General features: G+C 72.5%; 8 protein-coding genes. All 8 read left to right on the top strand.

The annotated features are described in order from the left end of the window. Window positions 1–44 precede the first annotated feature (44 nt). The 8 genes from HD596_RS48530 to HD596_RS48495 all read left to right on the top strand — a co-directional run bounded on the left by HD596_RS48530 (window position 45) and on the right by HD596_RS48495 (window position 14,184). Window positions 45–4,391, top strand: coding sequence for a CHAT domain-containing tetratricopeptide repeat protein (locus tag HD596_RS48530; RefSeq protein WP_185076093.1), 4,347 nt, complete (start codon window positions 45–47; stop codon window positions 4,389–4,391). 4 nt (window positions 4,392–4,395) lie between these two features. Then, window positions 4,396–4,917 (top strand): hypothetical protein, encoded by a 522-nt coding sequence (locus tag HD596_RS48525; RefSeq protein ID WP_185076092.1) that lies wholly within the window; start codon window positions 4,396–4,398, stop codon window positions 4,915–4,917. A 163-nt stretch (window positions 4,918–5,080) separates the two neighbouring features. Further along, a complete protein-coding gene (locus HD596_RS48520; protein WP_185076091.1) occupies window positions 5,081–7,600 on the top strand; it encodes an SCO7613 C-terminal domain-containing membrane protein in 2,520 nt (839 codons plus the stop codon). A gap of 631 nt (window positions 7,601–8,231) precedes the next feature. Next, complete coding sequence (locus HD596_RS48515; protein ID WP_185076090.1) at window positions 8,232–9,026, top strand: SGNH/GDSL hydrolase family protein; 795 nt, start codon at window positions 8,232–8,234, stop codon at window positions 9,024–9,026. Between the two features lie 159 nt (window positions 9,027–9,185). Next, complete coding sequence (locus tag HD596_RS48510) at window positions 9,186–10,415, top strand: cellulose-binding domain-containing protein (RefSeq protein WP_185076089.1); 1,230 nt, start codon at window positions 9,186–9,188, stop codon at window positions 10,413–10,415. A gap of 51 nt (window positions 10,416–10,466) precedes the next feature. Next, window positions 10,467–11,432, top strand: coding sequence for a LacI family DNA-binding transcriptional regulator (locus HD596_RS48505; RefSeq protein ID WP_185076088.1), 966 nt, complete (start codon window positions 10,467–10,469; stop codon window positions 11,430–11,432). Continuing rightward, window positions 11,429–12,448, top strand: a complete 1,020-nt coding sequence (locus HD596_RS48500; RefSeq protein ID WP_185076087.1) for a LacI family DNA-binding transcriptional regulator — start codon at window positions 11,429–11,431, stop codon at window positions 12,446–12,448. The genes HD596_RS48505 and HD596_RS48500 overlap by 4 nt, the downstream gene beginning before the upstream one ends. Window positions 12,449–12,585: 137 nt before the next feature. After that, window positions 12,586–14,184, top strand: coding sequence for a type 2 periplasmic-binding domain-containing protein (locus tag HD596_RS48495; protein WP_185076086.1), 1,599 nt, complete (start codon window positions 12,586–12,588; stop codon window positions 14,182–14,184). Window positions 14,185–14,269: the final 85 nt, after the last annotated feature.

Genomic DNA, 14,269 nt, shown 5'->3' with positions numbered 1-14,269 from the left:
ATTCCCCTGTCGCCTGAAGACGACGGTTCCCTCTGGAGACTCTGATGGATTTCCCGTGGACGTTGGGCGCGGACGAAGAGGGTCTCCAGCTGCTCGACGACCTGATGACCGCGCCCAAGGGCCTCGCCGGCCGGCACATGGCGCAGATCGAGGAGCGGGCCTCGACGGGCGACCGGGACGCGCGCAATCTCCACGCTGTGGCGCTGGCGGCCACGGGCGAGCTCGGGCAGGCGGTCGATCGCCTGCGTGCCGTCGTCGCCGACCATCCTGAGTTGATCCCGGCCTGGCTGAACCTCTGCCGGTGCCATCTCGAACTCCGCCAGCCGTACATGGCCCTCACCGTGCTGGAAGAGGCGCTGGAGCACGCGCAGGAGCCGCACGAGCACGAGTTCGTGCAGCACCGGCTCTGGGAGCTCAGAGAGTGGGCGGAGACGCGGCGGGAGCAGGCCCGGCTGGTGACGTTGCGGGCGGCGATGTTACGCGAGCGCGTCGAGCGCGGCCTGGCCGGTCCGGGCGATCGGCGCCGGCTGGGCGCCGCGCTCCTGGAGCTGGTCTCGGCCGATCACGGGGGGTCGGCGACCGCACGTGAGGCCGCCGACGTGCTCCGTCAGGCGTGCGACGTGGACGGCGAGGACGCCGCCACGCTGGAGCTGCTGGTGAGAGCGGTCTGGCAGGACCGCGATCATGAGGCGCTGCGCGAGGCGCTGCACAGGCTTGAGCGGGTCGCGCCGCACTCTCCGCTGCTGGAGGCGATGCGGCCGCCGGACGAGGAGAGCGCGGCCGAGCGGTACGAGCTGTGGAAGCAGCAGATCACCAGGCTGACCGAGGACGCCATGGGCCAGGGGCCGCAGGCCGACGCGGCCCGCGACGACCTGCGCACCTTCGCCCGCGCCTTCCCCAGGATCCTCTCGTACCGCAACGCGCTGCTGGGCCGTGGCGATCGCGCGGGAGGACTGGGCGGAGGGCGTGGCGCTGGCCGACGCCCTGGTGGCCGACTCCGACACGCACGACACCCACTTCAACGTGGCTCAGGTCTACTGGCACAACGGCGAGTACGGCAGGGCCAACGACCACCTGGTGCGGGCGATCGAGCTGGCGGAGAACGACGAAGAGGCCCAGGACGCCATGCGCATGATTCTTTTCCTGCACGAGCAGTTCGGTCCGGAGCGGAAGGGGCGGCGCCGGTGGGTGCGAGCGAGGAGCGGGTCCTCGGATGGCTCTTTGAGACGGAGACGGTGGAGGAGGCCGAGCGGCTCCTGATCGCCGCCCAGGACTACGACGTGGACGCGCTGCGCGCCACCCTCGAGTCCGCCGCGGAACGGTACGAGTCCGACGGCCTTCCGGCGCACGCCGCGCTGGCCAGGTTCTTCGCCGAGTTCGCCGAGTCCAGGCGCGAGAAGGTCGGCTACGGCCGGCTTCCAGAACCCGAACCCGAACCGGAGCTCGACCTGGACGAGGCCGCCACGACGGCGCTCTACACCGCAGCGCACGAGCGGCAAGGCGTGCTCGCCGCCTACCTTCACCTGCGCGGCAGCGGGGTCCCTCCCGAGGTGCTGGCCCGGCACCGGCGTGAGTTCTTCCCCGACTGGATCCCGCAGTACGCGCAGGTCCGGATCGCGGTCGCCTTCCTGGCCGAAGACGAGGACGACCGCGCCGACGCGCGCGTGACGTGGATCGCCGACTGCCGCGCGCGCGGCGCGTACGGCCACGCCGAGCGGCACCTGGAGCGGCTGGTGGCGCTCCACAGCAGCCCGGAGGGGTACGGCAGGCTGAGCCGCGCCCTCGAAGACCTGGGCGACCTGCTGCTCGGCCGGAGCGACGTGGAAGGGGCGGTCGACGCCTACCGGCGGGCGATCGCCGTACCGGTGTGGGTGCTGGAGGAGTCGATCAGGCCCGCACGGATCTCGTTGCAGCTGGCCACCGTCCTGCGCGGCCTGGGCAGGTATCAGGAAGCCAAGGAGGCGCTGGCCTCGACCGGCTTCCACCCGTCCAGGGTCGGCATGGCGTCCGATCTGTCCGGAGTGCTGGGTCTGGCGGCACGCATGCATCTCATGTACGGCCTGCTCCAGGAGGACACGGGAGACTACGACGCCGGCCTCGAGAGCTACGCGAACGCGCGGCAGCTCGCCGAGGCGGCCAACGACGACCAGCTGTACCATCGCGCCTGGTCGTTCATGGCCGGCTCGCACCTGAAGGCGGGGCGGGTGCGTCTGGCCGTCCAGGAGAACCGCCGGGTGCTGGACTGGACGCGCGAGCATCCTGGCGTCGAGCCGTCCGCGCTCAACAACCTGGCCATGGCCCTGTACGACGCCGGCAACGGCGCGGAGGCCGAGTGGTGCTACCGCCGCGTCGTGGAACTGCTGGGAGAGGAGGAGCCGAGCTTCAGCCTGGCGCTGGCCTGGTTCGGCCTCGGACACGTCGCCGAGGACTCCGCCACGGCGGCCGATCGCTTCCTGCGCGGGCTGGAGATCGCGCGGGAGGCGGGCAACCGCCGTGACGCCCTGATCCAGATCCTCACGCGCCCTGCCGTCCTGGAGCACCACCGCGACCGCTTCGCCGAACTGGTCGGCGAGGCGCTGGAGCTGGCGGAGGCGGGCAAGGACGCGATGCTGGCACGGTTCGCCGTACGCGCCAGGGCCGACCTGCTCGTGGCGGACGGCGACGTGGCCGGCGCCGTCGCGGCGATCAAGGAACAGCTCGCCCGCCCGGCGGACAGCGCGGCGGAGCGGGTCCACATGACGCTGCTCCTCGCGGGCGTCCTCGTCGACGCCGACGGCTCGCCGCCGGCCCGGCAGGAGGCCTTCGACCTGCTGTGGACGGCCCGCACCCCGCAACCGGCGGCTCCCACGGAGGCGCCGGGGCCGCAGGACGGGCCGGCGTCGTGGGACGACTCCGACGAACTCGACGGCGCGCTGGTGGCGCTGCTCTGCGACGACCTGCCGCCCGCGCGTCTGCCCGACTCGCGCGACGCTCACGAGCTCGCCTTCGACCTGCACGAGGCGATCAAGTCCCGCCGGATTCTGCGCGGGCTGGCCGGAATGCCGCTGCCTGTCCCGGCCGGGGTTCCGGTCGAGCTGGCCGAGCGGGAGGCCGCCCTGCTGGAAGAGCGGCGCGCCCTGGCCGCCCGGCCACGCGGCCAGGGCCGGCCCGTCGATGAATGGACCAAGCGTGGCCGGCAAGGTCGCGTCGACGACCTGCTGTCCGAGGTCTGGGCCCAGATGGAACGGCATGCCCCCGGCTACGCGCTGCTCCGCCGGGCAGAACCGATCACGCTGGCACGCCTGCGCGAGCAACTGGCCGGCGACCTCGACACCGCGCTGGTCTCCTTCCACGCGGGCTCGGCCGTGACCGTCGCCTTCGTGTACACGCCGCGTACGGGACGGCTGTCCGTGACCCGCGTCCCGGTCGGCGCGGGGACGCTCGCCCGTGCCGCCGCCGCGCTCGACCGCGCCTTCAACGGCGCGCCGCACGACTTCCCGCCGCTCGCTCCGCTGCCCGCGCGGCGCCCGTGGAAGCGTGACCTGGGCTTCCTCGCCGAGACGGCGGGCAAGCTGCTGGGTTTCCTGCCCGAGGTCGCCGGCAGCGAGCATCTCTGCCTCTCGCCCGACGGCCCGCTCCACGGCCTGCCGCTGCATGCCCTGCCCCTCTCCGACGGCACCTGCCTGGGGCAGCGGCACGCGGTGACGTACGTGCCGACGGCGAGCGCGCTCGGCTACCTCGTCGCCAGGCGTACGGCGGCGCCCCGGCCGCAGTCGATCTTCTGCGCGGGCGTGGCCGCGCGGGAGGACCCCGACCCGGCGGCGCTGGAGCGCGACGGCGACCTGCTGCGCGCCGCCGGCTGGGCGGTCGAGGAGCTGAGTGGCACGAACGCCGTCCGGCAGGCCGTCCTCGACGCGCTTCGCACCCGCCGTATGGCTCACCTGACCTGCCACGGCCACTTCGACGCCGTCAACCCGCTGGACTCCGGGCTGCTGCTCGCCGACGACGGGGAGCGGCCCAGCCGCGAGCCTGCCGCGCTCTCCATGCCCCAGCGGCTCCGTCACCTGCTGACGGTGGGTGACCTCGCCGGAGCCGGGATCGACATGGGGCTCATCACCCTGCGCGCCTGCTCCACCGGCCGCTACGACCCGACCGAGCAAGCGGCCAACCTCGCGCAGTCACTGCTCTACGCCGGAGCGGGAGCCGTCATCGCGGCCCTGTGGAACGTCGACAGGACCAGCTCTGGACGCTTCCTGGAGTCGTTCTACCGCAGGCTGGCGCAGCGGCCGGACGAGCCGCTGTGGCGTGGCTTCTGGCACACGCAGCGTGAGATGATCGAACGCCCGCTCGACCCCTGGGAAGCCCATCCCTACCACTGGGGGGCGCTCGCCCTGATCGGCGACTGGAGATGATCTCGTGACAGAGCTCGCGGACCGTACGGTCATCCTCATCCTGCAGGAGCTGGCCGAAGACCTGCAGAGGCCCGCTGCCGCTCTGGAGGTGACCAGCGAGGACGAAGCACGGCTGGTGCTCCGGGCCCTCCTCGACGGCTACGCGGACGGTGACCCGCGGACGGCCCAGGACGCGCCGCCCCTGCCCCGTAGCGCCGCGGAGGCGATCGGAGCCGGACGGCGGCTGCTGGCCGCCGCGCAGCGGGACGAGGACGCCGGACCGGTCGCGCGGGCGCTGACCCAGGATCCACCCGCCGACGACCAGCTGTCGGTGGAGGCGGCCGCGGCGGTCGTCGTGGTGCTCGCCGCCATGATCGCGTTCCTGCAGACCAAGGTGTCGATCAAGATCCAGCGAGACGCCGACGGGACCAAGGTGGAGTTCGAGCTGCTCAAGCGGGCCAGCTCGGACTCCCTGCTGCGGACGCTCGCCAGGCTGATGGCCGACATCCTCCGCGGCAGCGGCGGCCAGGGACCGGGGCCGGTCTGACCGCCTCCGGCCGGATGTCACTCCCTTGCGCCGGCCGGTTGTCGTTCGTGGTTCCGGTGACAGTGGTTCGCAAGGGCGTCGGGGTGAAATAGGGGTCATCTCGACAGGCTCAGACGGAGTATCGGTGCGTGGAAGTATGAAATGTCCGGACTGTGGTGCGGCGTTGTCCGGAACCGGGTCCCCGGGGCCGGTGTCCAGGTGTCCGGGGTGTGGGCTGCCGCTGCAGGGGCCCGCCGCGCACGAGCTCTGGCAGGTTGACCAGGCTCTCGCCGGGCTGAGGGATCAGCAGGCCAGGTTGCAGACCCGCCGTACGGAACTGCTCGGCATCCTGCGCGCAGGCGCGGCGGGTCAGGGGGCGGCGAGCGTGGGGGCGGCAGGGGCCGGGCCCGCGGGGATGGCGGGGGCAGGGTCCGGGGGGATGGTGCCTCCCTATGCGGGTGCGGTGCCTCCCTATGCGGGTGCGATGCCGCCGTACCCGGGGGCGGCGGCCGGGCCTGGAGGCGCGGGGCCCGGGGTTCCGGGGCGGGAGGTCTCTCCGGGTGCTGCGAAGAATGTCCTGCTCATCCTCGGTGGGCTGCTGCTGACGGTGGCGGCGGTGGTGTTCACCGTGGTGAGCTGGGGGCAGATGAGCATGGCCGGGCGCGCGGCCGTGCTGGTCGCGTTCACCGCGCTGGTCATGCTGGCGCCGGTCGTGCTGATCCGGCGCAGGCTCACCGCGACGGCCGAGACCGTGGCCGGGCTCGCGGTCGTGCTGCTGCTGCTCGACGGGTACGCGGCCAGACGGGTGGGATTCCTCGGGGTCGACGCACTCGACGCGCCGCAGTACACGGCGGGGGTGTTCGGGCTCACCGCGCTCATCCTGGTGGCCTATGCCCGGGTCACCCGGCTTCGCGGGCCCGCTCCCGTCGCCGTGGTGCTGGCGCAGCCGGTCCTGCCGCTGCTGACCGGCGACCTGCCGGCGACCTGGCTGGTGGCCATGCTGGTGGCCACTGCGGCCCTGGACGTCCCCCTGGTCCGTTACGGCCGGGGAGCGGTGCGGGTGACGGCCGCCGTGGCCGGCGGCGGGGTCGCGGCCCTTGCGCTGCTGGTCGGCGCGCCGGACGCGCTGGGTTCCCCTTCCGTCGGTCAGGCCCTGGTCAGGTCGGTGCCGCTGGTCGCGCTGGCGCTGCTCGGCGGGTTCGTGACGTGGCTGCTGGTCAGGCCGGGCAAGGCTCAACCCCAGGGGGAGACCTGGGCGGCCGCGGTCACCGTCGGAACCGCGCTCACCCTGATCGCCGTGCCGGCCGCGCTGGCCCAGCCGGTGCTCGGCGTCCCCGGGACGGACTGGCGTCCCCTGGCGTACCTCGTTCCCGCGCTCGCGGTGGTGCTCGCCGCCGCCTGGCTGCCCTGGCGGAGGGTACGACTGGCGGGCATGGCCACCGGCGGGCTGGTGGCGTTGCTGACCACGCTGGTGGTGCTCCCTCGGGTCGTCGCGACGCTGGTGGCGCCGCTCGCCTGGCTGGACGTGCTCTGGACCGGCACCTGGAACGGACGGCAGTGGCCGCCGTTCGAGAAGGTCACCCCGGTGGAAGTGGCGGTGCTGGGCACGCTGGCGGCCGGCCTTCTGGCGGTGGCTGTGAAGGCCGCTGGTGGGCGGCCGCTGAAGGCGGTGGCTGGACGCGGCACCGGCGGATGGCCGGCTCCGATGAAGGGCGCGACGTCCGGCGTGCTGGTGTTCCGGGTGCTGGCGGTCGGGGTGCTGGTGGCTGGGGCGCTCATGGTTGCGGTGGTTCCCCAAGCCTTCGCGATGCCGTACCCGGCCGCGGTGGCGGTGCAGGCGGTGCTGGCCGTCGCGCTCGCGGTGGCCGCCACGCTGGGACGGGCGCCCTGGTGGGCGGTGGCGTGCGCGCTCGTCGCCGCTCCGGTCTCGGCACGCGCGGCGGCGTACGCGTTCGGCAGCGAGCCGGCGACGCTGATCGTGCTGCCGATCCTGGCGGTGGCGGCCGCCGCCGTGGCGCTGGCGGCCAGGTTGAAGGAGCTGCGGGTCTGGGGACTGGGCTTCGCCGCGCTGTTCCTCGGGCTGGAGGCGGTGGCGGTGGGGTTCTCGCTGGGCCTGCGCGTCCTGGTCGCGGCCAGCGTGGGATTCGCCGTGGCCGGAGTGCTGGTGCTGCTCATGTCGCTGCGGGCGGGCGGCGCGAGCGGCCTCAGGTACGCCGGCGCCACCCTGCTGCTGCTGGCCTCGTGGCTGCGGCTGGGGGCGGACGAGGTCACCGTCGTCGAGGCGTACACGGTGCCTTGCTCGCTGGTGCTGCTGGGATTCGGCTGGTTGCGGCGGCGCCGCGCGCCGGTCTCGTCCTGGGCGGCCTACGGCGCGGGCCTGTCCTTCACGATGCTGCCCAGCCTGGTGGTCGTCTACTCGGACACGGAATGGCGGCGGTCGTTGGCGCTCGGCGTGCTGGCGCTGGCGGTGCTGTTCGCCGGAGCCCGGTCCCGGCTGCAGGCGCCCACGGTGGTCGGAGGCGTCGTGCTCGCCGGGGTCGTGGTGCGGGAACTGGCCCCGTACGTGTCGGAGATGCTCCTCGTGGTGCCGCGCTGGGTGCCGATCGCGGTGGGCGGGGTGCTGCTCGTGGTGGTCGGGGCGACGTACGAGGCCCGCATGCGGGACCTGCGCCGGGTGCGTGACGTCCTGAAGGCGATGGGGTGACTGGCGGGACTCCGCTCCTTTCCGAAGATCCGCGATCGCCTCGGGCGACGGTGGCCCGCGCGGCATGGGGCCATGGCGGGGTTGGGCAGCGTGAAGTCGTGGAGCGTGCCGTCCCGCCGGACGCCGGCGGCGGGGAGGCGCCCCTCGGCGAGGCGGCGGTGATCTCGGCGCGCTAGAGCGGCCGCCGGTGGTGCGAGCGTTCGCGGGGCGAGCGTCGGTGATGCGGGTGTCGGGGGGTGTCCGGGGGGCAGGCGTCGGTAGGGCGGGCGTCGGTGGGGCGGGTGTCTGCGGGGCGAGTGTCGATGGTGCGGGCATCCGGCCAGATCGCCGGGAACGCGATGTACCCCGACGGTCAGCAGCACGCCGTGCTCTGGAGGCCGGTGACGGGCGACTGATCGCTGCGCATATCCCCGCTTAAGGGGACCTCATGGTGGTTACGGGGTTTTGCGTGGAGTGTCCGGCGTAAGCTGGTGCATCTCGCTCGCGCTGCCGCAGACGGCCGCTACGGTGACGTGGGGCTGAGAGGCGGAGGCGGGAGGGCGATTGCGTGCGGTGGGAAGGCGGCGGGCCGGGGCGTCACGGAGCAGGCCGCCGCGATACCGGCACGACACGGCGGTTCAAAGGGGTCGCGGTGGTCGTGGTCCTCGCCGTGGCCTGGAGCGTCGCGCTGGAGACCGTCCCTATCGCGAGGGTGGCGCGGGACGCGCGAGCCGGTGACACGGGTGCCGTCGCCGCCCCCCACGCCGGATCGGCGGCGGTGACCTCCGTCGTGGGGCTGGGCGACTCGGTGCCGGCGGGGTCCGCGTGCGACTGCGACACCTTCGTCTCGCTGGTCAGGAAGACCCTGGCGGCCAGGCAGGGCACCGGCGTCGCCGCCGACAACCTGGCCACCGGGGGGCTCACCTCGCAGGGGCTGCTCGACCAGATGGACAGCGGGTCGGCCACGGGCGCCATCGGGAAGGCCGACCTGGTGATCATCACCATCGGCGCCAACGACTTCGACAGCGCCTCGCTCGAGGACGACGACTGCGGTCCCCGTGCGGGGCTGGCCTGCTACAAGGACGGCCTCGCGCGGCTGCGCGCCAACGTGGACGGCATCCTCGGCAAGGTTCGCGCGCTGCAGACCCGGCCGCGCAGCCGGATCGTCGTAACCGGCTACTGGAACGTGTTCCTGGACGGCGACAGCGCCCGGGCCAAGGGGACGACGTACGTGTCGAACAGCGACGCCCTCACCCGCGCGGTGAACGGGACCCTCGCTGGGGCGGCCGCCGCGAAGGGTGCGCGTTACGTCGACGTCTACGGGCCGTTCAAGGGGGACGGCTCCCACGACGACACCCCGCTGCTGGCCGCCGACGGCGACCACCCCAACGCCGCCGGGCACAGGGTCATCGCCGACTCCATCCTGTCCGCCCTCGCCGCGAGCTGACGTCCTGCGGTCAGGATGAAAGGTTCAGGGGTGGACTCCCTGGTCAGGTACGCAGGAGGCAGCCCCGGGGTTGACACTCCGGCGTGATCGCGCGAAACATCGTCTCTCAAGAGACGGTTTGGGAGCGCTCCCATACGGACCCCGAAGGCGAGCGATGTCATGTCCGGTCCCCTCACGCTGTCTGCCCGGCTCTGGGCAGTCGTCGCCTGCGTCGCCGTGGCGATCGGCGGCATCGCCGCCGTGACCGTCCCCGCGTCCGCGGACACCGGGTGCAAAGTGGACTACACCGTGAACTCCTGGCAGGCCGGCTTCACCGCGCAGGTGAAGGTGACGAACCTGGGGACGGCGCTCACCGGGTGGCGGCTGCGGTGGACGTACGCGGGGGACCAGCGGGTGACGAGCGCGTGGAACGCGCAGGTCGAGCAGAACGGCCGGGTCGTGACGGCGGCCAACGTGGCGTGGAACGGCGCGCTGGCCACGGGCGGCAGCGCCGAGTTCGGCCTGCAGGCCACCTGGTCGGCGGCCAACCCCGCGCCCACCGACTTCACGCTCAACGACGTGGCCTGCAACGGCACCACGACCCCGAGCCAGACCCCCACCGTGACACCCACCGTGACACCCACCGTGACACCCACCGTGACACCCACCGTGACGCCCACCGTCACCCCGACGGTCACCCCCACGGTCACCCCCACGGTGCCGCCCGGCTGCTCGGGGGCGACGGTCTGCTCCGGGTTCGAGGACCAGACGGGCAGCCCGTCCGGGGACTGGCAGGTCGTCACCCCCAACTGCGCCGGCACCGGCACGGCCGTGATCGACACCGCGATCGCGCACAGCGGCGGCAAGTCCCTGCGGGTCAACGGGGGCGCGGGCTACTGCAACCACCTCTTCGTCGGCACCACCCGCGACGTCTCCCGCGTCGGCCCGGTGCTCTACGCCAGGATGTGGGTCCGGCACACGACCGCCCTGCCCGCGACGCACGTCAGCATGATCACCATGGCCGACGCCAATGACGGCAACCGCGACCTGCGCATCGGCGGCCAGAACGGCGCCCTGCAGTGGAACCGCGAGTCCGACGACGCCACCCTGCCCGAGCAGAGCCCGGCGGGCGTCGCGCTCAGCACCCCGCTTCCCGTCAACCGGTGGGTCTGCCTGCGCTACGAGATCGACACCACCAAGCAGTCGATGCGTACGTACCTGGACAACCAGGAGGTCGCGGGCCTGCGCGTGGACGGCACCCCGACGCAGGACATCGACTCCCAGTGGCTGCGCCGCGCCACCGCGCCGCGCCCGGCCACGCTGCGCCTGGGCTGGGAGAGTTACGGCAGCGACCAGGACACTCTCTGGTACGACGACGTCGCGCTCGGCTCGGCACCGCTGTCCTGCTGACCACTGGTCATCCGAATGCTGGGAAGTCCTGCCGTGACCTACGCTGTACGCATGCGCGTGACGATGCGGGAGGTGGCCGATCGGGCGGGCGTCTCGATCAAGACCGTGTCACGTGTGGTGAACGGCGAGCCGCACATCCGCCCGGAGAAGGTACGCCGGGTGCACGCGGCGATCGACGAGCTCGGCTGGGTCCCCAACCGGGCCGCCAGGGCGCTCAGGACCGGGCAGGTCGGGGTGGTCGGCATCGCCGTCACCGAGCTGCGCCGCCCCTATCTCGCGGGTCTCGTCGAGGCCCTGGTCACCGAGGCGGATCGCTGGGGGATGCTCGCCGCCGTCGAGCCGACGCACGGCGATCCGGCCCGGCTGGCGGCGGTGCTCGCCGCCCGGGGCAAGACGTTCGACGGCGTGGTGCTGATCGGGCCGGCGGCGCCGGTCGGTGACGGGCTGGACGAGCGCCCCGTGGTCGTCGTGCAAGGGGACGCGGCCGGGGTGGACCGGGTCGAGGAGGACGTCGCGGAGGCGGCGGCCCTGATGGCCCGCCACCTCGACGTCATGGGCCGCTCCCGCCCGGCGCTGCTCGGCGCGCATCAGGACGAGCTGCGCGCCTGTCTCGACGGCTCCGGCCCGGCGCCCGTGCCGTGTGTAGATCTCGGCGAGGTGGCCGACCGGCGCGCGGGCGCGCGGGCCGCCGTACAGGTGCTGGAGCGGCACCCGGACGTCGACGTGCTGCTGTGCGCCAACGACGAGGTGGCGCTCGGGGCTCTCGCGGCGCTGGTCAAGCACGGGGTGGATGTCCCGGGACGGGTGGCGGTCGCCGGCTACGGCAACCTGGAGGACGGGCGGTTCTCGACGCCGTCGCTCACCACGATCGACCCGGGCCCGGCCCGGTTGGCGCGCAGCGCGCTGGAGCTGCTCGCCGACCGCCTCGCCGGCACGGCGCCGCGCCAGCCGCGCGCGGTGGTCTCGCCGGTCGCGCTGATCCGGCGCGAGTCCACGCTCGGCCGGGACCCGCGATGAGGCGCCCGACGCTGGCGGATGTCGCCGTGCTGGCCGGGGTCTCGGCGAAGACCGTGTCCAACGTCCTTCTCGGCCGCCCGCATGTCTCGGCCGCCACCCGGGCCAAGGTCCAGGCCGCGGTCGAGGAGGTCGGCTACGAGGCGGGACACGCCACGAGCCAGGCCGGGCGCGGGCTCGCCTCCGGCCGGACCGGCCGGATCGCCGTCGTCGTGCCGAACCTCTACCAGCCGTACTTCGCGGAGAACGCCGAGCGGCTCATCCTCGCCCTGGCCGAGTGCGGGTTCACCAGCACGCTGCGGATCGCCAGCGGCGGCGACCGCGAGCGCGACGCGGTGCTCGGCGTGACGACCGCCGACGTCGACGGCGTCATCATCTGCCCGCACCACCTGTCGGACGAGCTGCTCGCCGGCGCGATCCCGCGGCGCCCGGCGGTGGCGCTCGGCGGCGCGCCGATCAGGACGCTCGACGGTGTGCTGATGGGGGAGCACGCGGGGTTCCTGGCGATCACCCGGCATCTGCTGGACACCGGCCGGCGGCGGCTCGCGTTCGTCTGGAACGGTCCGGCGGGCGCCGTCCCGACCGGGGACCGCTACTCCGGGTTCGTCGCGGCTCTGCGGGAGCGCGGCATCGAGCATGATCCCTCGCTCGTAGCGTACAGCTCCGACTGGGACCGCAGGGCCTCGGGCTACGAGGCGATGGTGGGGCTGCTGCGGCGCTCCGGCCCGAGGTTCGACGCCGCCGTGTGCGTCAACGACACGATCGCCGTGGGCGTGCTGAAAGCGCTGCGCGCGCACGCCATCCGCGTTCCTGAGGACGTCGCGGTCACCGGCTTCGACGACACGGACGAGGGGGAGTTCACGATCCCGTCGTTGTCGTCGGTGAGCCCCGACCAGGGCGAGATGGTGGCCGCCGCCGTCCGCCTGCTCATCGAGCGCCTCGACGGGTACGACGGCGCGGCCCGGCAGGTGCACACCGGCGTGCACCTCGTGGTCCGCGACTCGTCCGCGCAGGCCTGACCCCCTCCGCACCCCTGCCGCGGTCGTTCCTTCCCTCGTTTGTCCTGTCGTTGACAACGCTGAATGACCGCCCCTAACATCGCTGAAACATTCACCGAGATCTCGGTCACACCCTCCGTCCCCCTCAGGAGGACCGCATGGCCACCCCACCGGTACTGTCCCGCCGGGCCTTCGTCGTCGCGGCCGGCCTCACCGCACTCGCGGGCTGCTCCGGCAGGACCTCCGCAGGCGATCCGAACACGCTGCGGATCCTGGTCAACAAACATCCGCTGACCAAGCCGATGAGCACGATGGAGTGGCCCAAACAGCTGGAGAAGATCGCGGGCGTGAAGATCCAGTGGCAGGAGATCTCGGCCGACTGGGACCAGAAGAAGTCCACCATGCTGGCGGCCGGCGACGTGCCCGACCTGATCATCGGCACGAACGCGATCACCAATGCCGACCTGGGCACGTACCGGACGCTCTTCGAGAACCTGGCCGACGACCTGGACGCGCTGCCGAACGTCAAGGCGTTGTTCGCGGCCAAGCCGCAGCTGAAGTCGATGGCCACGCTGACCACCGGCGAGGTCTACGCGGTCCCGGGCTACAAGCGGTTCTGGCCGACGACCGTGACCCACCAGTACATCAACAAGCAGTGGCTCGACCGGCTCGGCCTGAAGGTCCCGACCACCTGGGACGAGCTCTACACCGTGCTCGTCGCGTTCAAGGAGGAGGACGCGAACGGCAACGGCGACAAGAACGACGAGATCCCGATGGACTGGTCACCGGTCGGCACGGACGGCTTCGGCTACTTCCAGCCCAGCGTGCTGCTCGGCAGCCTCGGCCTGCCGATCGCGGGCGGCGGCGGCCAGGGCTACTTCCTCGAGGACGGCAAGGTCGGCAATTTCCTCGTCGACGAGCGCTACAAGCGGGTCATCGAGTTCCTCCACCGCTGCTACGCCGCGGGCCTGATCAGCAAGAACGTCATGACGCAGGACTACTCGGCCTACCAGGCGGTCGGCCGCGGTTCCGGCAAGGTGGCCAAGGTCGGCTTCAGCTGGGGCTGGACGGCCAGCGACCGGTTCGGCGCCGAGCTGGCCGACCAGTACGTCGCGATGGCGCCGCTGCTCGCCGAAGCCGGCCAGACCACCCCGGTGACCTGGACGTACGACTCCAACGGCGAGAACTTCCCGTCGAACCAGATCCTCGTCTCCGCCAGGTCGAGCAACAAGCAGGCAGCGCTCAAGATCGTCAACGCCCTCTACGACAAGGAGATGTCGCTGCAGGTGCTGTGGGGCGACCTCGGCCGGTACGTCAAGAAGATCAGCGACAAGGAGTACGAGGTGCTCCCGCCGGCCGACCCCAAGGTCGACCCGTCGACCTGGAAGTGGACGGTCACCATCGCCGACGCCGGCCCGGTCTGGATCCGGGACGACATCGAGGTGAAGCTGCCGGCCGACCTGGACGAGGCCGTCGAGCAGACCGAGCCGCTGAAGAAGGCGCTGGCGAACATGGACGTGGACAAGGACGTCTACCCGTTCCAGTTCATCCAGATGAAGCCCGACGACACCAACCAGCTCGGGCTGAACAACACCACGATGCTCAACACCGCGATGACGAAGTTCGCCGAGTGGATCACCAAGGGCGGCGTCGAGGACCAGTGGGGCCAGTACGTCCAGCAGGTCCAGAACGCCGGCCTGCAGCAGAACATCGACATCTACCAGCGCTACTACGACGAGTACGCGAAGACGCGCTGATGGCGGACTCTCTCCTCGCGGCTCGCAAGCCGGCGGCCGGCGCCCCAAGGCCCGGCGCCCCAAGGCCCGGCGCCCCAAGGCCCGG

It is taken from the genome of Nonomuraea jabiensis (genome assembly GCF_014204795.1).
Lineage (GTDB): Bacteria > Actinomycetota > Actinomycetes > Streptosporangiales > Streptosporangiaceae > Nonomuraea > Nonomuraea jabiensis.
This window is presented reverse-complemented; position numbering and strand designations above follow the sequence as displayed.